This is a genomic window from Endozoicomonas sp. (assembly GCF_051008435.1).
Taxonomy (GTDB): domain Bacteria; phylum Pseudomonadota; class Gammaproteobacteria; order Pseudomonadales; family Endozoicomonadaceae; genus Endozoicomonas_A.
In genome coordinates this window covers 19,547-40,511 of sequence record NZ_JBPCXO010000344.1, presented here as the reverse complement: position 1 = coordinate 40,511, position 20,965 = coordinate 19,547, and the positions used below count along the sequence as shown (strand labels likewise).

At 47.8% G+C, this 20,965-nt stretch carries 17 protein-coding genes; 6 read left to right on the top strand and 11 right to left on the bottom strand.

Features of this window, described 5'->3' with window-relative positions; translation table 11 throughout:
- The first annotated feature begins 9 nt into the window (after positions 1 to 9).
- Both ACR2PX_RS17445 and ACR2PX_RS17440 read left to right on the top strand, forming a co-directional pair.
- Positions 10 to 4,551: a pilus assembly protein gene (locus tag ACR2PX_RS17445; protein ID WP_434000637.1), complete on the top strand. Its 4,542-nt coding sequence runs from the start codon at positions 10 to 12 to the stop codon at positions 4,549 to 4,551.
- A 75-nt stretch (positions 4,552 to 4,626) separates the two neighbouring features.
- Positions 4,627 to 5,049, top strand: a complete 423-nt coding sequence (locus tag ACR2PX_RS17440) for a type IV pilin protein (RefSeq protein WP_434000636.1) — start codon at positions 4,627 to 4,629, stop codon at positions 5,047 to 5,049.
- A gap of 17 nt (positions 5,050 to 5,066) precedes the next feature.
- On the opposite strand, the gene ACR2PX_RS17435 is transcribed toward ACR2PX_RS17440, so the two are convergent.
- The 11 genes from ACR2PX_RS17435 to ACR2PX_RS17385 all read right to left on the bottom strand — a co-directional run bounded on the left by ACR2PX_RS17435 (position 5,067) and on the right by ACR2PX_RS17385 (position 18,142).
- Positions 5,067 to 5,471 carry a type IV pilin protein gene (locus tag ACR2PX_RS17435; protein WP_434000635.1) on the bottom strand — a complete coding sequence of 135 codons (405 nt, stop codon included), beginning with the start codon at positions 5,469 to 5,471 and terminating at the stop codon, positions 5,067 to 5,069.
- Positions 5,468 to 7,939, bottom strand: a complete 2,472-nt coding sequence (locus tag ACR2PX_RS17430; RefSeq protein ID WP_434000634.1) for a pilus assembly protein — start codon at positions 7,937 to 7,939, stop codon at positions 5,468 to 5,470. The genes ACR2PX_RS17435 and ACR2PX_RS17430 overlap by 4 nt, the downstream gene beginning before the upstream one ends.
- Before the next feature lie 36 nt (positions 7,940 to 7,975).
- Positions 7,976 to 8,437 carry a hypothetical protein gene (locus tag ACR2PX_RS17425; RefSeq protein ID WP_434000633.1) on the bottom strand — a complete coding sequence of 154 codons (462 nt, stop codon included), beginning with the start codon at positions 8,435 to 8,437 and terminating at the stop codon, positions 7,976 to 7,978.
- Position 8,438: 1 nt separating this feature from the next.
- Positions 8,439 to 9,209, bottom strand: a complete 771-nt coding sequence (locus ACR2PX_RS17420) for a PilW family protein (RefSeq protein ID WP_434000632.1) — start codon at positions 9,207 to 9,209, stop codon at positions 8,439 to 8,441.
- Positions 9,206 to 9,742 carry a type IV pilus modification protein PilV gene (pilV, locus tag ACR2PX_RS17415; RefSeq protein ID WP_434000631.1) on the bottom strand — a complete coding sequence of 179 codons (537 nt, stop codon included), beginning with the start codon at positions 9,740 to 9,742 and terminating at the stop codon, positions 9,206 to 9,208. The genes ACR2PX_RS17420 and pilV (ACR2PX_RS17415) overlap by 4 nt, the downstream gene beginning before the upstream one ends.
- The gene (locus ACR2PX_RS17410) at positions 9,742 to 10,263 is read right to left on the bottom strand and encodes a GspH/FimT family pseudopilin (protein ID WP_434000630.1); all 522 of its coding nucleotides are present in this window, start codon (positions 10,261 to 10,263) and stop codon (positions 9,742 to 9,744) included. Before ACR2PX_RS17410 ends, pilV (ACR2PX_RS17415) begins: the two co-directional genes overlap by 1 nt.
- A gap of 165 nt (positions 10,264 to 10,428) precedes the next feature.
- On the bottom strand, positions 10,429 to 15,198 hold the full coding sequence (locus ACR2PX_RS17405) for a pilus assembly protein (protein ID WP_434000629.1): 4,770 nt from the start codon (positions 15,196 to 15,198) through the stop codon (positions 10,429 to 10,431).
- 48 nt (positions 15,199 to 15,246) lie between these two features.
- Positions 15,247 to 15,795, bottom strand: coding sequence for a pilus assembly PilX family protein (locus ACR2PX_RS17400; protein WP_434000628.1), 549 nt, complete (start codon positions 15,793 to 15,795; stop codon positions 15,247 to 15,249).
- Positions 15,796 to 15,949: 154 nt separating this feature from the next.
- Complete coding sequence (locus tag ACR2PX_RS17395) at positions 15,950 to 17,005, bottom strand: PilW family protein (protein WP_434000627.1); 1,056 nt, start codon at positions 17,003 to 17,005, stop codon at positions 15,950 to 15,952.
- Positions 17,002 to 17,574, bottom strand: a complete 573-nt coding sequence (gene pilV / locus ACR2PX_RS17390; RefSeq protein ID WP_434000626.1) for a type IV pilus modification protein PilV — start codon at positions 17,572 to 17,574, stop codon at positions 17,002 to 17,004. The genes ACR2PX_RS17395 and pilV (ACR2PX_RS17390) overlap by 4 nt, the downstream gene beginning before the upstream one ends.
- A 28-nt stretch (positions 17,575 to 17,602) precedes the next feature.
- On the bottom strand, positions 17,603 to 18,142 hold the full coding sequence (locus ACR2PX_RS17385) for a GspH/FimT family pseudopilin (protein WP_434000625.1): 540 nt from the start codon (positions 18,140 to 18,142) through the stop codon (positions 17,603 to 17,605).
- A 413-nt stretch (positions 18,143 to 18,555) separates the two neighbouring features.
- Here ACR2PX_RS17385 and ACR2PX_RS17380 point away from each other — a divergent pair, with 413 nt between their 5' ends.
- From ACR2PX_RS17380 to ACR2PX_RS17365, 4 genes are read left to right on the top strand one after another with little or no spacing between them, the layout of a single operon-like run.
- Positions 18,556 to 19,026 carry a GspH/FimT family pseudopilin gene (locus ACR2PX_RS17380; protein WP_434000624.1) on the top strand — a complete coding sequence of 157 codons (471 nt, stop codon included), beginning with the start codon at positions 18,556 to 18,558 and terminating at the stop codon, positions 19,024 to 19,026.
- The gene (gene pilV, locus ACR2PX_RS17375; protein WP_434000623.1) at positions 19,023 to 19,535 is read left to right on the top strand and encodes a type IV pilus modification protein PilV; all 513 of its coding nucleotides are present in this window, start codon (positions 19,023 to 19,025) and stop codon (positions 19,533 to 19,535) included. Before ACR2PX_RS17380 ends, pilV (ACR2PX_RS17375) begins: the two co-directional genes overlap by 4 nt.
- Entirely contained in the window at positions 19,532 to 20,500 is a 969-nt protein-coding gene (locus ACR2PX_RS17370; RefSeq protein ID WP_434000622.1) for a PilW family protein, read from the top strand. The genes pilV (ACR2PX_RS17375) and ACR2PX_RS17370 overlap by 4 nt, the downstream gene beginning before the upstream one ends.
- A 6-nt stretch (positions 20,501 to 20,506) precedes the next feature.
- Entirely contained in the window at positions 20,507 to 20,956 is a 450-nt protein-coding gene (locus ACR2PX_RS17365) for a PilX N-terminal domain-containing pilus assembly protein (protein ID WP_434000621.1), read from the top strand.
- The last annotated feature ends 9 nt before the right edge of the window (positions 20,957 to 20,965 follow it).

The window sequence follows — 20,965 nt, the reverse complement described above, 5'->3', positions numbered from 1 at the left end:
ATTTACATTGTGAATAGATTGAAAGGGATCAGCCTGCCTGCTCTCTGTATACTTACGCTGTTTTGTCAACAGGTTATGGCGGCCTCTACCGACTATTCGGCAATCCCAAGTCAGGGAAGCACTACCTCTCCGCCACTCGTGATGCTGGCCATGCCTGTAGATCAGCAACTGTTCCAGAGAGCTTACTCTGACTACACAGATCTGGATGGTGATGACCTGATCGACACGACTTATAAAGACGATTTTAATTATACCGGTTACTTCGACAATAACTGGTGCTATGAATACAGCAACTCCAACAACTTCTACCGGCCAGTGCAGCAGGCAACCGGAACAAATGGTCATTTCTGTGAGAATGCTTTAGCTCCCTGGAGTGGCAACTTTATGAATTGGGTTGCCATGTCTAGAATAGAAATCTTGAGGTCGATTCTTTATGGCGGCCAGAGGTCAACCGATACCAGCTCACAAACTGTTCTTCGTCGGGCACCTCTCTCTACCGATCTAAGCGGTGCCTTTGCCAAAGTCTATTCGGCTTCCGACATAAACAAATATACGCCCTATAATTCACCGACATCCTTTTGCAGCGTATGGACAGGCTCTCCTTCTCTGAGAATTGCCAATGGGCAATTTCCCCGTTGGGCCAGTACTGAGAGTGCTCAGTGTCAGTGGGGCCGGTCTTTCAGCCCAGACAGCAGTAATGAACTAGCCACTCTCACCGTTCAAGTAGAGGCCTGCGTGTCTGGCAAAGATGCCAGTAATACTCAGCGTTGCAAACAGTATCCCACAGGGGTTCCAAAACCTATTGGCCTGCTCCAGCTCTATGGAGAAGATAACCGGATTCATTTTGGGCTCATTACCGGCAGCTATGGACGGAATAGTTCTGGGGGGTTACTAAGGCGTAACATCAGACAATTTGCTGGTAACACCAACGCCAGTGATGATGAAATTAATCTTTCCAATGGCACATTCAACACCGGTGTTCAAGGCATTATTCATAATATCAATGCCATTGGTTTGACAGCCTGGCGCAATCCGATTTCTGAAATATACCTGGAAGCGGTCAGGTACTTTTCCGGAAGCAGTGCAGGCTCACCCGCGTTCAGTACTTCTGATGCCGGTCGCGGCATGACCAACGAAACCTGGGTAACCCCTCTTGATACCACCAATGCCTGTGCCAGCTGCGCCATTATCCTCATTTCCAGTGGAACCAATGTATTTGACCTCGACGACCTGGGCAGCAGTTCAGATGTCACTGGTTTGAGCGGTGTATCCGACCTTGAAAGCAAGACCGATCTAGTCGGTAATATTGAATACAATGGCAGCTTTTCAGGCAGTTATTTTTATGGTGGCAATAGCAACAGCTGCACTGCTAAACCACTCTCCACACTTTCAGACGCCATTGGTATTTGTCCTGACGCGCCTCGCCGGAAAGGTAGCTATGCGGTTGCTGGCCTGGCATTTCATGCTCAACAGACAGATCTGAGAACAAATCTGGATGGCATCCAGAATATCAAAACCTACACCATTCAACTAGCCGATGATCTTCCTTCCCTGGGTTCCAAGGTCAACGGTAATACGTTCAACTTTCAACCCCTTTGCTCCTATTGCACCTTTAAAGATCTTGTTGTGGATAACCTGGCCGTCGATGGTTCAACAGGTTCATTTACTTTTATCTGGGAAGACTGCCAAGAAGGTTGCGACAATGATTATGACTCCAGCTCAAGTATCAGTTACTGCACTGCCAACGCTTGCTCTCCTTCTTTAAGCGCATCCCAGATAAAGCTGACTTCACGATTTGAAGGCAAACTCACATCAGGAAACCCTTCATTCTCTTTCAGCATATTCGGCACAAATAATGACGGTTTAGCCACTCCCTTCGCTTCGGGTCCTGATGGAGGAAATGCTCAGGGTCAAGGCACGCCCATAGCCCATACTTATGAAGTGACAGGAATGACTTCTGGTGTTTTACCAAACCCTCTGGAACTGGCAGCGAAGTACGGTGGCTTTAATGATCTGGATAATGACGGCACTCCCAATCATGACGCCAATGGTGATGGTGTACCTGACAATGACTCCAGAGAATGGGATATCAGAAATAATGCCACCGGCGCGCTGGGAACCGACAATATTCCTGACAATTTTTTCCTGGCTAATAACCCCTCTCTATTACGCACCCAACTGGAGCTGGTTTTTAGAGACATAGCCAGCCGTATTTCCTCTGGCACCAGCGCAGCCCTGGTATCCAACAGTGCCAGTGGTGTGGGCTCAGCCATTCAGGGGCTGTTCCGCCCCAAAGTGACGGTCAATGACATTGAGATCAGTTGGGTCGGCCTGGTTCACAGTTTGTTTGTGGACGCTAAAGGTCACTTCCGGGAGGACACCAATGCCAACCGGACACTGGATGACTACACTACCGACCGGATTGTGACACTGTTTTTTGACCCTACCAGTAACTCTACCGTTATTCAGCGCTATACCTCTTCAGACGACGGCGTCACATTGACCCCCGATGGCAGCACAGTCGACCTGACCGAACTGGAGCCTGTATGGGATGCCCGGGAACGCTTGATGGAAGTCAGTAATATTACCAGTCAAAGAAACTATACGGCTCTGTCCAATACCGGCCGACATATTCTGACCTGGCTCGACGCCAATAATAATGGCCGTGTCGATACCGGCGAAGAACAGTCTTTTGTCTCAGCTACTTTCTCCGGCACCAACAGTGATTATCTGGGTGTCAATGTTTCAGAGTCGGATAAGCTGGTGAAGTACATTCGAGGTGATGATCAAACAGGCTATCGCTCCCGTTCGGTGGATTTTGATAATGACGGTGATCTTGAAGTCTGGCGGCTGGGTGACATCATTCACTCCAATCCCATTGCTGTTTCCAAGCCTGAAGGTTATTACTCCGACAGCAAACCGTTTAACAGTAACGACACCACCTTTATCGAGTTTCAGAATCACTACGAAAACCGTCGTCAGGTGGTGTATGTCGGTGCCAATGACGGCATGATTCACGCCTTCAATGCCGGTTTCTGGAACGACAGCAACCAGCGTTTTGATCTGAACAGTGCAGCAGAGTCTCAACACCCTCTGGGCGGAGAACTCTGGGCGTACACACCAATGAATTTACTGCCTCACCTTCGCTGGTTATCCGAACCCGACTATCCCCATGTTTATTACATGGACGGTGAACCCCTGATTTTTGATGCCAACATTTTCACCCCGGATACCGATCACCCAAAAGGTTGGGGGACAGTGCTGGTCATGGGCATGCGGCTTGGAGGAGGGCCGATTGATGTTTCAGTCAACAGTGCAACCCGGACGATGCGTTCGGCCTACGTCATGCTGGATATCACTAATCCGGAAAAGCCTCCCAAATTAATGGCAGAAATCACCCACCCTGAACTGGGCTTCACCACCAATCGACCGGTTGTGATACAACGCCGTCAGCCCAATGCATCCGGTGACTTTAATTTCCCTACAGAAAACAACTGGTATCTGGCCTTTGGCTCAGGCCCCACTGGCACCGGCCTCAGCGGTATACGACAAGCCCTGGACGATGCCACCAGTGACCAGAACATGAAAGTCTTTGTCTATGACCTGCAGAACAAAAACTTTCTCAGTGCCTTTGACCCCATGGACAGTGGGATAGCCACGGCTTATGCCGGTAACATGGCAACCGTCGACTGGAATCAGGATTATTATGACGATGCCATCTATTTTGGCAGTGTGGAAACCACGGGCAATCTCAGTGGCGAGCTGTTAAGGATTAACCTGGAAGATCCTCTGGCCTCCAACTGGACACTGGGAACACTCACTCGTCCACAGAGACCCATTACCGCTCGCCCCACGGCGGTGACCAACAGTGACAACGAACGCTGGGTCTTTGTCGGTACCGGTCGGGAACTGACCCAGACAGACAGTCGCAACATCCAACAGGAATATTTCTTTGGTGTGAAAGAACCCACACTCAATGGCGTGTTCTCTTTCGGCACCGTGCCTTTCAGTGGCCTGGTGGATACCACCGACATTCAGGTGGAAGCTGATGGAGATCTGGTTTCGGGTTTCTCTGTGGGTAGCTCAACAGTCAATAATTTTGAGTCCCTGCGCAGTGCCCTGACCCCCGAAGCCGGTTGGAAAAACCGTTTGATCTACGATGGTTTGGACCCCGGTGGCAAAAGTGTCAGCTCTCCGGCTAATGCTTTTGCCCTGTTGCTATTTACCGAATACCAGCCACCGGCAGATCAATGTCTGGTGGATGGCACCAGCTTTCTGAATGCTCTGCACTATCAAACTGGCACTGCGATACCCGCCAGCATTCAGGCCGTGCTGACTCCGGATGGATTTACGGACGACACAGTATCGAATAAAAAAATCAGTCTGGGAGCGGGTCTGGCACCGGCACCGGTGATCCATCAGGGCAGTGATGGCAAGACCAGTATTATCATTCAGGGAGGAGCCGGTAATATTTCCAGCACCGACCTGGAATACACTCTGACGGATGATGGCCGACAATCCTGGCGACAGATATTTAATATCCCCAGATAAGCACGCTATAGTGAAAACAGCCGTGAGCGAAGAAAACAGCCGTGAGCGAAGAAAACAGTGCGAAGGAGCTGAGTTATGGACAACCAGCAGGCGTTTATCAAGAACAATGGATTCAGTTTAATCGAACTGATGATTGTCGTCGCGATCATCGGCATTATTGTGGCTGTTGCCATCCCCTCCTACCAACAATATGTCTTTGAAAGCCGCAGGACAGATGCTCATGTGGCGCTGACTACAGCAGCTGCTGAGCAGGAGAAGTTTTACACCTACGACAATGCCTATACCACTGATATCAATAACCTTGGCGGGGCAACTTCTCCGGACGGGCATTATACGATCGCAGTGATTGCTACAGACACCACCTACACACTGACCGCAACTGCCATCAGCAGTAGCACCCAGTTTCAGGATACTGACTGCCGCACCATGACGTTGAATCACTTGGGAGCTAAAGCCAGTTTTAACAGTATCGCGGCAGCATCAACAGATTGCTGGTGAATAAGCTCTATTCAAAATTATTTCCAGGCATCCAGGGGCGTTCTGGTTCCTCGACTGTTCAGTGTCAAATCACCATCTGATGCCTGAACCCCTTGGGGCACAGCAGTCAACACGACACATTGGGTAATCGTCAAAGAAGCACACGACGCCGCACTGATCAGATAGTGGTCATTCTCGGAAACGACTTCATTAGAGCCATTCAGGGTATAACCCAATTCTGAGAGATCATCGGTATAACTCAGCTGCTCGGTAAAATATCGTTCCTGCTGCTGCATAATTGTTAATAGAGCCGATATACCTTCACTGCGTCGGGATTGCATGACATATTCGTTGTACGCTGGAACAGTGATGGCAGCAAGAATACCAATAATGGCCACCACAATAATAATCTCAAGCAGTGTAAATCCTTTTACCTTACTCACTGGTTTTCCCTCCAGAAGGTTTTGTGAAAAGGTATCGAACCCGCTTCCCGGAGAATATCCTGAAAACACTCCCCTCCCACACAGATATCCGCGCCCTCACTGTTCCGGTTAAGAATGGCAGGTGCTGGAGATAACGTGCTGTACTGCAGTTGTCGCTTACGATCCCCCTTAACCACAGAACTGTCACCATCAAGATCAAGCACTGCACTGCCATTATCAATATTCAAAACATACAGAAAGTTAGAGCCACCGCCACCGGGAGCATAGGTGGTGAACGTCAGAACATTGTTGAACACGACGGGTCTGCCCAGTAACTTTTCCCCAGAAGTCTCAAAGCGGATATACCAGCCTTTCTGACTGCCAAGAGAACTCAGTGCAGTCGCTCTCTGGCTTGCATTGCCCTGCTGAACCAGATTCGCGGTGGCATCGTAAAGTGCCGATTCATTGATGATGGAGCTGCCACTGTAGTTGTAGCTGGAAGGGGCATTATAGATATTTGGATCTCTGAATACGTAAAGCCGATCATTTACCTGAGTGCCTAATGGCTTTGCCCTGAACCCACTGCCAACCACGATATTCAGGTGCTCAACCGATCTGGAAAGTGAAACATCCGGTCCTTCATAAAATCGTCGGGCATCCGCCTGAGAACTGCCAGAGAACTTGGCGATACGCCCTCCGGTAGCAAAATTCCCTGCCCCGCTATTACTCTGGTTGACATCAAATCGCCAGACCTGCCCACCAATATCGGCAGCAAAAAAGTAGTCCGTCAACCCATTCCTGTCGATATCGATGACCGCCAGGTCAGCCGGAATACTGTAATTCATATTCGACAGATTCAGGTTGGTACCACTGATGCCTGCTGACCAGAGCTTCTGGCCTGTACTGGCGTCCACCATGTAGATAGCACGACCGATGTCATTGTTGCCTATAGTCGTTTGTTCATCTGCATCCTGATCGTAGCCACCGCCAAAAAACAAAACCTGTCTCTCAGAGCCGTTAAAGCGAACCTTCGCCAGAACAGGGGCTGACCAGGTCTGACCCAGTTCCGGAAAATCAGGATTAAGGGAAGTGCTATCCGCCTGACGGTTTTTATCTTTATCACCCCGGATAACCCATTTCAGTACAGGGCTGTTTCTACGGGTAACATCCAGAGCATAAATATTACTGCCACCGCGCCTCATGGAGAGATAAAGATAAGCATGCTCACCGGAGTCGGGGGGACCATTATTAGCCTGTAGAATATCGCCGTCTCCGTTAGCATCGTTGATCCAAACCATCATTGGACCATCCATGCCGTAAACCTTGACTGGCAAGCTGTCCACGGTAGGAGGGGGAAGCTGTGGACTACTCCTGACCCTGCAACTCTGATCCAGGTTGGTATCTCCAAATCGATAGCGATACTCGCAGAACTCTCCATTCTGACAGCGGGCTGCTCCATAATCCCAGTTACAGTCACCATCGGACCCGGGGGCTATCAAACGACAACTTTCCGAAAGGTGAATATCAAACAGGCGATACTGGTAACTGCACCAGACGTCAGGAATACATTTACCTGGGATTTTGTAGTTCCAGACACACCCCCCATTGGAGGATGGACCGGTATCGTAGTCTGCGCCTTCAGCCAGATTGTCCTTGTAGATTTTCAGGTTAACCAACAGTTCTTTGGGAATGAACGAAAACTCTGTGCTGCCATTATCGGTATTCACACCATGCGCAAAACCATCATTGGTTGTGAAATACACCGTTCGATCCACAACAGATCCAGTACTGTTCTTGAAATAAGTGATGACTTTAGGCTGAGTATGAAGGGGATCACCAATACTGGTCCGATTATCTGAGGAAGACCCGTCGCTGTCTTCATCATCAACATCGACCCCTCTGGCCCATCTGAGAACATTGGTACGGTTTGTAGCTGCTGCACTTCCGGCCAAAGCCAGAATCTCAGTGGTAATACCCGAATTGCTTTCACTGACATGATTGCCGGAAGTATTAAGGGTGACATTGCTATCACCCGTGATATTGGAAACCACGAGCCTGTCTTGACTCAGATGAGCAGCCATGCCTCCCGAGGTAGCACTATTTCCATCATTGGTACTGCCCCAAAAGCTTCTGGAACCACTGGTGAAAAATCCGGTGGAGGAATCAATCGCCAGGCTGTCATTGTCATCATAAACCTTGTTATCCGTTCCCAATCGGTAACGCTTCAGATTCCCGCGCCAACTGGGACCATTATCAGATCGAAGAAGAATGTAATAGATTTCGTCTGAGCTTTGCAGGCGGTTCGCCGCATCACTAACCGAGCCTGGAGCAGCAAATCCCAGGGCGTGCACCTGACCACTGCCCAGAAGGTCAGTATCATCAGACTGAACCTCTGCAAAGCACAGCATACAGAGGACAACGACAAGAGACATAGGATGCTTCAAGAGGCGAAACCTGCGTCTGGCGTTTTTGTATTTTTCTTTGCTCATGGCTGCTTCCATCGGCAGAACAGCCTTCAGATTGACTCAGAGAGAGGTAACGTAGGTAAATCCCAGGGTTTGACTGGATCGTGCGCCTGTCGTACCCAGTGTTGCAACACTATCAATTTCAAACATCAGACCAATGAATTTTCCCAGGCTGTAGCCGGGAGGAGGCGGGGCTTCACCAATGTATCGCAGAGTGGCAGTCTGGCAGACTTGAGTGGGATCAGAACAACCCGTTGGGTTTTGAAAAATGGTCAGGTTGACGTCTGCTGCTGTGGCATCCAGCAAAACACTGGAGTTGGCTATCAGAGATTCATACTGTGCATCCAGCTCACTGTAGGCCACCTGATAGACCTGCAACCTTCTCTGCTCATTACTAACAGCCATCTCCTCAACAATGGCCATTTCCATGACAAACAACCCCGAAAATAACATCACCAGCATGATGATCATGGTCATTAACATGATCGCACCCTGCTGCCTGGTTTTCTGAATGTGTCCCATACTAGAACCCGGTATTGTTAAGTTTGGAGGCCGTGGTAAAGACATATCGGGGGCGCGCATCGTTCAGAGTCAGAGTGCCACTCTCCAGCAGGTTATAGGTTCTTGTTCGCTGATCAAATGAGCGAACCTGCTGACCGGAATTCACCAGAACCCCTACCCTGACACTTCTGACATCCTGCCAGTCAGTCACCGCACTGGCAGCCAGATATTGATGCACATTCCCGGTATCGTTATTAGTGACTCCGTAGACGACCTGAAGTCGTTCAATACCGATGATCACTGCTCTGGCTACTCCCCTTGCCGTGGAGTTGGCCGGGTTGTAGCCTCGACAGAACAGAGTGTCGATGTTGTCATTTGCCGGATCAGGTGCCACATAATAGACATCGGCCGTCAGTTCTCCTGCAGGAACAGAATTACCGGCACAGTCTTCACCATTTTGAGGCAGAAACTGGACTGCGACCTGATCACTGTCGGTACCACCGCCATCAAACGTACATTGTGCTGCACTGCCACAACCTCCAGTAAAAAATGGTAGTACCAGACTGTTCACTTCATTGCTGTAGCCCGCCAGCCTCATGGCCCGACTCAATAAATACATTGTATGTCGACCGTTTTCCTGGGCCAGGGCCAGATCTTCATGAAAGTATGTGGAGCGACTGCTGTTCAGCATAAGCTGCAGGAAGGTGCTGCTGATCAGTAGCCCAATCACCAGGGCCAGCATCAGCTCAATCAGCGACAATCCCTGCTGTCGGGAAATGGATTTCTTGATCATTGGCGTCGGTAAGTCAAAGTCAGTGACTTCTGAGCCAAAGACAGACTACCTATTCCGCCTCTGGCTTCCCATAAGAGAGTTATCGACACCGTTTCACCAGAATTACAGGGGGTTGCCGAACAACTGATGGCCAGCTGCTGGTCCGAGACTCTGGCATTGCGACACATAAGATCATGAACATCAAAAGCTGCCATTTCATCAGCTGTACAGGCATTGGCAATACACTGTCTGGGGACAGTTCCGGCACAATAAGAGGAAACATTGTTACTGGCGGTTTGGGCCGTGCTCTGATAAAGGCCAGAATCCAACCCTGCAACATTGACTTTGATACGCTCAGACATTTCATTGGCCAGCCAGGTGGCCTGGGATCTCTGCAGACTGTCTTGAGTCGCTCTAACTGCTTGTGCTTGCATACCTGCCATACCGAGTATGCCCACCAGAAAAATCAACACACTGACCAGTACTTCTATCAGGCCAAAACCGGCCGCTCTGCCCCAACCTGTCTTTCTGATTACCTTTTCCTGAACTTCCATCAGCAATCACCTGTCGAAGAAGCTTTTCGAATTTGTCCGGTCGGTGTCACCGAAACCTCTCTTATTGGAGTACCTAAGCCACCCGTAGGACAGAGCCTGATGGTTCGCACCACAGCCGGACTGCCTCTGGGTATAAATGTCACCGTATCTCCTGCGTCAAGATTGATGGTGACTTCCCTGTCAATCACGCCGTATACCCGGATAACGTCTTCACCTGGATCAACGGAGTTGTTATTGTTGGGATTAACGAAAACCAGCCAGCCTGCTTTCCAGTTACTATCAGAGGTATCACAACTCATGCCATTTTGACTGCGACACATGCTGACATTCTCTCCTCTCTTAATGGCCTCACTTCGGGCCAGCACCGTGCTGCTGAAAACACGCTGGTTGTAAAAATCCATTCGAAAAGATTGCACAAGGGTATCCAGGGATACCGTCATTGAACCAATAATACCCACAAGAATGATGGTGATCATGATCTCGATCAGGGTCAGCCCTTTCATAGTCGAGGGCCTGATCATTTTGAAGCTACACCTGGACACAACCTGATTCCTGCACAGAATGACACTTCAACTTTAGGAACAGACTTAATACCGGGGTTTCAACGAGTGACAGGCGGCCAATCCGGGCGTGAGCCGGATGCTGCCTGAAAAGATATCTACAAAGAATTGACGTGACTCTTGAAATTAATGGCTTCCCCAGGGAATGCCAAAGATTTGTCGCCAGGACATTCTGCCGGATGTTTGAAAGCGATAATTCAGTTCATGACTGCTGATACTGCCTCCCGCTCCTTGGGTCACTGCCGTACGATTACCTCCGGCTCCCTGATGAATAACGGGAGACGACGCATACCCCAGACCCAGATTGACCCTTTTAATGGAAAGGTCATAACTGACCTGCTCTCCCAGATCCTGTTCACCGAGAACAGCGTCCGGTGATGCTGTACCTGTTTGGTAATGCAATCCGATCAGAGCACTGGAGCCATCGACTCGACAGCTATCTGCTGATGGTGTGTATTCAGTAAACAGAATCAGTGAGAACAATCGGGAAGCAGAAGTAATCGCCCGGCCTGCAGGGATAACTCCATCACCATTCAAGTCGAGCATCCAGCCACTTTTAGCTGCAATGACTGACTGAAGCGCGGTAAAACTGCTGACGGTTGAGGAATCCACTGTAAACGCCACATTACCATTACTGGTTTTTTTATTGATGGATCCGTTGGTATTAACCTGCACATCTGTAGTGTTCACCAGACCTGATAAAAGGACTGAGCCATAAGTCAGATCACCACTGCTGCTCTGCGGTTCTTTGAAACCATAAAAAGACTGTGTCTGGACTGTGCGGTTATCATCGTACGTCAGTAGTCTACCACTCCCCACATACAGCCAATGATGATTTTTATCTGACACGGCAATGGGAGCGGCTGAAACAGGCTTACCTGTATCGAGAAGAGTCGCCAATGTTGAATGGGTCAAGGTCTCCTGCAGACGTAACCTCAATAGTTTGCCATCCAGGTTAGAGGCTCCGGTTTCAATAGCTCCCAGATAAACCGCATCGTCGTTATAATCCCGATCCCAGTCTACCGCTGTAATGCTGCCCCCATAAGCCATTGAAATACCAGAATCCACAGGTGCCATACCAGAAACAAAGTCATTATCTTTCAAATCATAAACAAAGAGTTTCAGGTTCTGATTACTCGACCCATCATCCAGTGCGGTACGAGTTCCAGATTCCCCTGTACCAATGGGTCCTGAGCCGAATACCAGATACCATTCATTGGTGGTAGGTGTTTGACTCCAGTCGTCTTCTCCCTGACTGTTCTTGACCGCCACACGGCGCTTCACCAGAGCCGGACGGGAAGTAGTAAAGCCCAGTTCCGGATGGGTGATCTCAGCCAGAAGTTTTGGAGGCTCTTCCGGATTGGTAATATCCAGAACGACATAAGCTGAACGCAATGTTTTCGTGTTGCCACCAACAGTGACATCATAGTTACCTCCCCCCAAACGCATCCCCATCACCAGAATGGTTCCCCAACCTCCCGGATAGTCACTGTCATTACTGTCAAAAATATTGGCCTCAAACGTTACAGGCTCTGCATCCATATAATAAACATGGGGATAATCCGGCTCCCTCAACCATTGCAGATGAGGCAGAAGATTCATGGGTGTATAAGCCCAGAGTTCAGAACCCAGAGGATGACTGACTTCGTTGCTATCGCCCGTGACGTTATAGCCATAGTTACTTTCATCCCAGAATCCACCATTAAAAGCGTGAATCATTCCATCATTAGCTCCAACATAAAGGACATGACGACGGTTTTTATACTGGTTATAAAAAGAGGTATAGGTGGTATCGGAATAGAGGGCATCAAAGCGGCTGCCTGGAGAAGAAACCAACTGAGGCGTTGAATGAACAATGTCACCAAGACGCCAGATATCATCGTCTCCGTCTTCATCGTAATCAATGGCTCTTGGGCGGGTTCCGGAAATTTCCTCACCTCGAACATAATTAATGACGTTCGTTACCTCAGAAGCTGAAACGCCGAGATAGCCTTCGGTTCCACTGAAGGTATCAGGCGTCAGTGGCAAAGTCTCACCAATATCAACAACCCCATCATTATCTTCATCCAACCAGGTCAGAATATGACGGCCACCTGAAGCCAGTGCACTGAACGTGCGCTGACTGGTAAGATTGGAAAGACCGGACAACTGATCCCTGGCATCCCAGATCGCATCCAGCTGACTCAAAGACTGCAAAGCACCATCTGGAGTCAGAGTGACTCCTGCATCAGAAGTAGTGTATCGCTGGAGCAGAGTCTGGTTAGAGTTAGGATCAAAGACGAGCTGTACGATTTTATCTGCAGAATAATCATCAAGCCTATCGTTACCATTACTGTCTTCCCTGAGCAAGCCTTTGCTGTCCACAAAAAGAGCATGGAGCATTCCACCCCAGGAAATAGTCTTACCGTTGTACTCCATAGTGGGTTGAAATAAAGCCTGGTAAAGAACTCCCGTACCCGTCTGACTGTTTGAAAAGAGAGCCGCATTGGTGGCAGAAGAAACCCTGCTGGAAATATCCTGAAGAACCTGCCCTAACTGAGCCTCCAGTTGACTGGGGTTACGTGCAAAATAGTAGTTATCAGGTAAGCCATCAGAGCCAATGGAACCGGTCGTGTTATTTCGACTGTCCCACTCCCGATCATCGTCTGAAACCCCATCACCATTTTCATCATACTTGGGAGTGCCATCGCCATCGAGATCAACAAAACCACCGTATTTAGCAGCAAACCAAAGAGGTTTTTCAAGAAGGCCTGCCGAGTTACCACTGGCAGTGAAATTATTCACTTCATACTGGCTTTGTCCTTTGTAGACAAAATCATTACTCAATCCATCGTCGTACGTACCCGTTATTGTATAGCTGAATCTTAAGTTTAACCCTGCAAAAACACCGTCTACCTGGACAGCCATTCGCACCTGATCACTGCCAAAACTACCCATACTCAGGGTTGAATCTGAAGTAGCTGAACACTGTGCACCCACACAAAACTTGATACGGGATGAAGCATCGTAGTCAAAGTCATTGCCCCAGAGTGAATCCTCCCAGGTAAACAACAAACTGCCTTCTACTACGTCACCATCAGAATTCAGTACCATATTTTCGACTACTACGTCGGTTAGAGTACAGTCGCTACCACTACCAGAGAAGTTGGTTCCTGAACCAAAGTTGGAACTGGTATGACAGACAGGTTGGAAGGTGACACTCTTACCACCGGCATTCAGTGTAAAGCTGGGCATACTCTCTGCAAGTTGGATGGAATAGGTTTTCACTTTCTGTAAGCCATCAAGAGTGCCATTCAAATCGGTCTGGTTACCATAGAAGGCCAGCCCGGAAACCTGATAACTTCCCTCAAGCTGGGGCAGCTCTGGACATAACCCCTTGGCTTCTGACAACCCATTGAGATACTTTGCGGTACATTGTCGTGTGCTACCGGTACCACCCACCAGATAGTTACCTGCAAAACTGTTGTTATACTCCAGCTGACCCACCTCATCTGTTTTGCTATTGACACTGGAAGTCCCCGACAACCCGGGCAAATCCGAACTACTGGCCAGCTCATCAGAATCAAAAGAATTCAGTCCACTGGACAGCAGGATAATGGAACAGGTGGCGCAGGCATTCGCCGAGGTAACAGGAGAAATCCAGGACTCAGTGGAAAGACCTGAGACGAACTGATCATCTGAGTTGGTATTAAAATCACTGGTGGATGATGACTGTCCAGCAAAATACCTCAGGGCCTCAAGATACATTTCAGCAAGAGGATTCCCCCAGTTACTGCAATGTCGATTGGAATAAGTTGAGCGTCCTGATTTGAACGTATCGATCGAGATACCATAAGTACTGCAATCGGTATATTGATTCTGACTGTAGCTGTATTTGGCAATTCTGAAACTGTTAATGTGCTGGATAATACCGTTGACAGAACTGTTAAAAATACCGGTTGAAGCATTCAGTTCATCATCAGAAGACGACTCGTTACCGCCAATTTTAGAAATGTTCCTGCGCAGCAAACCACCCGAAATATTTTTGTCATAGCTGCCACTGATCAGACCAAAACGAATACTACCGTCTTCACCATAGCGCTGCAGTATGCCTACGGGCTTTGCCTGATTATTGGGATATTGTCTGCAACGATCAGAGGTTGATGCATCCTTGCCGGAAACACAGGACTCTACTCTAACCGTATTTTCTGTTAACAGATAACTGCTGGAGGGACTGTTAGAAGCTCCCCACTGGCACTGGATAACTTCAGTTGACGCCCAGCGGGGCCATTGACCACTGGCTACACGAATCTTAGGGTCGCCATTTTCGCTGGTTGCCAGATTACAAAGGCTCACTGAGCCACTGTAAGGTGTCAGACTGGATAGATCACTGCCACTGTAGACTTTGACAAAAGCGTGAATATCTCTGGGTAAATAGGCTCTTTCCAGAACGGTCAGCGAAGAGGTATCTGAAGAGCGTTTACCACCAAATAACACTCTTCTGAGGATATCTATCCGGCTCATAGTGGCCCAATTCAAAAAGTTGCCACTCCACTGCGCCGCCGACGTTTCACAAAAGTGGTTATTTGTTCCTGTGGCTTGTGACACGGGTGAATAGCGACCATTAGAAGAGCTGTAGGAGTAGCACCACTGACTGTCGAAGTAACCCAGGTACTTAAAGCTGTCTTTATAGGTCACATCCAGCTGGCCATCACCATCCAGATCGGAATAATCCGGATAAGCTTTTTTAAACAGCTCATGATCAACCGACATGACCAACATCACCAAAGGCTCTGAACTTCGACTTAATAAAGGTGGAACAGAAGAATAGAGATTGGAAGAAGGATCAGCTGATGCAACGGATGACCAAGTCACCCATATTAACAAGCTGTTTATCAGGGATTGTATTATCTTCATGACAGCACTCCTTACTTAGCTCAAGGCTGCTTAAACGACAACGATCTTCTAGTCATTCTTTTTATAAGTGGTTTGCAGCATCACCCTGGCATCTGTAGAGCCACCGGTGGCCAGAACAGTAATTCGATAAAACTGGGCCCAGTCAGTGAAACTGGCTGGATCAGGAATAGGACCATCACTTTCCTTGGGGAGATAGCAGCGGAACTCAACAATGTATTTGGCCTGTGCAGAAATGCCTGCCAGATTGATGACCGTGGTTCGATGTTTTGAAGAAGTAGTCCAGACAGACTCATCTTCCCAGGGCTTGGCAGTGCCGTTTATGCAAGTTCCTACGTCTGTGCTGTTGGTGCCGCTGAAGCACAGTCCATTAGTACAGCCTGAGTCAAAGTTTGAAAGAGAAAAAACAGTATTCGCAACATGACTTTCTGCTTCCAGAACCGCTACTTCTGCAGAGTGAAAAGCCAACTGTTCATTTCGGAAGTTACCTGTCATTTTCTCTTCCAGGCTGGTCATTCTGATCGAAGTAATGCCTGCCACTGTGAGAATCAACAGCAGCACCAGACTGACTAATAGAACACTTCCTTGTTGATACTTCATCTGGCTCTTCATTGAACTCTTCATTGAACTCTTCATTGAACTCTTCATTGAACTCTTCATTGAACTCTTCATTGAACTCTTCATTGAACTCTTCATTGAGCTCTTCATTGAGCTCTTCATTGAACTCTTCATTGAGCTCTTCATTGAGCTACCCTCACTGCGGAATACGATTCCGCAACTCCATCGTGATCACAAAGCTTCTGCGTAAATAATTATCTGTCGGCGTTACCCGAGTACCGGCAAAAAAATAGGACTGTGGGGTATCGGTGACTTCCTGAAAGCTTCTAACCAGTATCTCCATTCTGACACTGGTTACGTTTCGCCAATCCAGACTGAATAAGCTAATATCGGCAGCTGTTCGATATTGGTTTGCAATACCATCTGCATCACTGTCATAGCCATAACGCAGGTTTAAACCCTCTACCCCTTCGAGCAGAGCTTCAGCAGAATTTATGGCACCGGACGTGGTTTCGCCTGCCAAACGGCGATATAGATTGGGTACACCATTGCTTTCTCTCAGGTAATACACAACTGACGACAGTGGTAGGATCTGTGAGCCTGTATGATTCTCACCTTTGGCATCAGCAGCAGAGGTTAAACAGTTATAGGTACCGCCTAGCTGACTGGTACAGTTATACAATGTACCACTGGTACCTGACTCATGAGAGACGGTTGAACCCGTAGTATTGGCTCCTGCTTTGAAAACAGAAACCCCCTGACAGTCAGAGCGAACAGCTGCAAGAAGATCACCCTGATTAAAATCATGAGGGGCGGAAAGCGTCATGCGTGCTGTTCCGGTATTGTGGCTGGTAACCGATAAGCTGTTTTCTTGATCGACTCTATGAATCACAATACTTTCTGATATGGCGTCACTATCGACTCTGGAATTATTCGCCAGTGGGATGCCCAGAATGCCCTTATCAAAATGAGCCATCCAGGTACGGTTATCTGTACTGGTAAAGACTGCATTGGCCAACTCAGAACTGAAAGGACACCCTGTTGACCCCGCCATACGAACATCACGAGCAATCAGGTCAATAGCAAAACGAGCGTTTTCCTGGATACGGGACAGTTCATCCTGCAATAGGTAAGTGCGATTGGCGCTGAGAAAAAGATGCCCAATACCGGCTATTAGAATCAAACCCAACAGCATGGCCACCATCATCTCGACCAGAGATAGACCTGCTTGTCTGATTATGCCCACATTCATAAAGCACTCCTCAGCACCACTTCTCGTGCTGCCTGAGCGCTATGGGAATCATTGAATTTCAGAGTAATGACATAAACACGGCCGGAGGAAGTATTCTCTATAGCAATAGATCCTGTTGCATCGGGCAACTGACAGGCCATCTGGAATTTCCATTGCTGCAAATCGTAAGTGGCCAGTTGAGATTCGCTGCAGGATCCCGATTCGCAGCTATTAATAAAGTCATTGGTGGTACAACCAGCAGCAACATGTTCCGTCTCAGTAACAACGTAATCACTGTCACTGGCCGCTATCGTTCGGTTAGCACGAATTCGGTCCATCATATCGTTGACGATAATGACAGCCTGGGAGCGGAGATAAGCAAACTGGTTATGCTGAAGGCTTTTGGTTTGAAGACCAGCCATGCCCAGCACACCCACCGATATCACCAGAAGCGCCACCATAACCTCAATCAGGCCAATACCTCTCTGGTATACCGTTCTTTTTATATTGAAAAACTTTTCGTCAGCCAGAGCGACGAAAAATTGTTTCAGCCGCTCATGGCTGCTCAGGTTGCGTGTACTTCCTTTCATACGCACCTCACTGCTTGTCACAATCTGATCAATTACACGTTCCCGACTCTGACACCCTTGCTCTACCGGTGAGACTCAGGACAATCTGTCTGGCTTCAAAGCCACTGGAATTGGCTTCGCATAAAGTAAAAGTGCCTGCCTTCCTGGCTTGACCATGATGATTGAAGCCCAATGTATTGCCATTGTTCCACTGCATTGAAACAAGGGGATCTGAATCATCAAATACTCTGATTAATCGATCATCTGCTTCCAGAGCCCCATCGGCGTCTTCATCTTCAAACACCAGCCACCCGGTGTTCCAGTTAGTGAGTGAGTTATCACACCCAGTCCCGTCACTGGACTTGCAGATTGAAACCGGGCTGCGTCGTTTAATTGCCTCACTGCGAGCCAGCAGCATGCTGCCAAAAAGCGACTGAGTATTGGCCGCTACACGACGATCGGCCAGCATATCTTTCAAAGAGGGAGCTGTAATAGCGATAAGAATTGCAAAAACAGACAGTGTGATCAGCATTTCAGGAAGAGTCATCCCTGCTCTACTCATCCGCTTTTGACCGGGTCCGAACACCATAATCAGTTCCCTGCACCGATGCCTATAGCGCAAGAAAAACATTTTTTGCTCGCCTCAAAATAATAAGAACAATGCGAAAAATATTTTTCATAAAAATGCGAGGAAGAAGGTTTCCCAACTTCATAACGCACTTTAGCTGTACTTGAGGGAAAACCTGAAAAGCCCGACCAGAGAGCCAGATAGCAAGATCACTTCAACCGACTAGCGGCTAAAACCTCGTTATTTATAGGGATAAAAACCTGCGATAGATCACATAAAGTCACGTAGTTACCGCAGCTTATCCGGATCAATTACCGATTATCGGTATCAACTGCCAACTGAAAATGCATTGTGTTCAACTCTGCCATGCAAAGATGCAGCACACTGCCTGGTGCATAGAAGCACCGATAACCAAGAATAAGAATTACTTTCTCATGGATGTTCAAATTCCAGCTAAATATTCCGGCTTTACATTGATAGAGCTGATGATCACCGTAGCAATACTGGCGATTCTGGCCAGTATTGCCTATCCCAGCTTCGATACATCGATCCAGAACAGCAGGATTACATCTCAGACCAACCGTATTTTGGGTGCGCTTCAGTTCGCACGAAGCGAAGCATCGGCAAGAAATACAGATATAAGGGTTTGTGGATCAAACGATCAGGCGAATTGTAATAGTGTTGACTGGTCAACAGGGTTTATTGTCCTAGATGTTGACAATGCAAACGCTCTTCAGATTTTTGCTCCTCTTGAAGGAGGCAATCAAGTCAATTTAGCCCAAGTTGATTTTGGCCAAGACGGGCAAATTAACGTACCTATTCAACTAACTATTTGTGACGCCAGAGGCGCAGCCTTCTGTGGAACGATTCAGCTGAATGGTTCCGGACAAGCGAGGATACAATGATCAAGAATAAATTCACCTCAAAGAAGGTACAGGGATTTACTCTCATTGAAATTCTTGTAGCGGTCCTGGTTTTGGCCATCGGACTTCTGGGAATGGCCAGTCTTCAGCTTCTCGGTAGTCAATCTTCTCAAGGGGCAGCCTCAAGAACACAAGCAGCCCTTCTAGCATATGACCTGGCGGAGAGGATGAGAAATAACAGAGAAGCAGCTCTCGATGGTAGCTACGGAAATGGGCAGCTAGCTGCCCCTAATGATCCTGCCTGTATCTTTGCTGGAGGCTGCAATCCAGATCAACTTGCAGCGCATGATATCAGAGAGTGGCTGGATCATATTGTTGATGTGAATAACATAGGGTTGGATGGCAACAACTGGCAGCCCTCAATTGCCGGTGCCACGGCAACGTTAACACAGAACAATAACCAATTTACTCTGACAATCAACTGGCAGGAATCCGATAGCGGATCAAGACAACTTTTACAACGAAGCTACGAAATGGGTTTTGAAATATGAAGTCAAACAATTCAAAACAATTGGGTCTTAGCCTTGTTGAACTCATGGTAGCAATTGCTCTTAGCGCTCTATTAATGCTGGGAGTAACCCGAATGTTTGCTGACTCATTAAACTCCAATGCGACTGAAACTGCACTTTCTGAAATCAGAGAGAGTGCTCGAATAGCTATGGATATGATTAAGCGTGACATCAGAATGGCTGGCTTCCAGGGAGATTGTGCGCCATCTACTATGACCTCAATGAATAATTCCGTGCTCAATTTTGCAGCTCAGGCATTAGGCGGAACAGAAGGCAATGGCACAAACAATGATACTTTAATGATGTTTACAGCATCAGAAGAGTTTGCTGATACTGAAGTCAGCAATTTTTTTGCTGCGGGTAATATCACTCTCGAAAACTCTGTTACATACGATGCCAATGATATATTCCTTGTTTCCGACTGCCAGAACGTTGCCATATTTACTCCAAATGCGGGTGCGGTAAATACGACTCAAATCACCCCACAACAAAATATTGATACCAGTGATATGGTTCTCCAAGCTACATGTACTCCGAATACCCCATGTAATCAGAGACATCCATTATTTAGAGTGGGCAGCATGGTAGGAGGTGCACCACAAGGTCTAATATACGACATTAACGGAACGACACTGCGCCGTGATGGTGTTGACATGGTCGACGGCATTGAAAACATGCAAGTTCTGTATGGCGTTATCGATAATAGTGCCCTGAGATACTGCGACATAAACGACTTTGGTAATGCCGCAGGTGACTGCCAATGGCAAAACCTAAGAAAAGTCAGAATCAGTCTAATTGCCGTCTCCAGAGCAGTTGTACTTCCTCAGGCTAATCAGCAAACTTTCCCTATTCTGAATACGGCTGGTGCAAATGATCAATTTGTTGCTAATGACCGTCTCCTCAGAAGAGTTTTTACCACAACAATTAACTTAAGAAATCGGGGATAATCAGAAATGAATACAAGAGCCCCCTATAACTCTGAAAGAGGTGCAATTCTATTCATCTCTTTGATTATCTTGCTTCTGGTCACCGTTATTGCAATCGGATCAGTACGCTATTCAACACTGGATCAGCGCATTTCTCTGACAGTTCAACAAAAAAACTCAACGTTTCAAGCTGCTGAAAGCGGCTTAAGCCAGAATGAAAACGCTATGAACTTTAAGTTTGCTGTTGATCAGGCAGGAGAAGACGAATACACACAAGATTTCACATTTACTGACACCTCTGGTTCTCAAGTTACAGCTCAGGCAACCACCACTCGAGTAGGCATTGTCCAGGGACAAGGTTTGCGTTCGGATGGTCTTAAGCTCTACCGCTTTCGAACTGTCAGCAATGCAAATATGAATAACGCGAATACAGTCACAGAACTTGAGGCTGGTTTTATTAAAGCCGTACTGGAGTAATAGGAACAG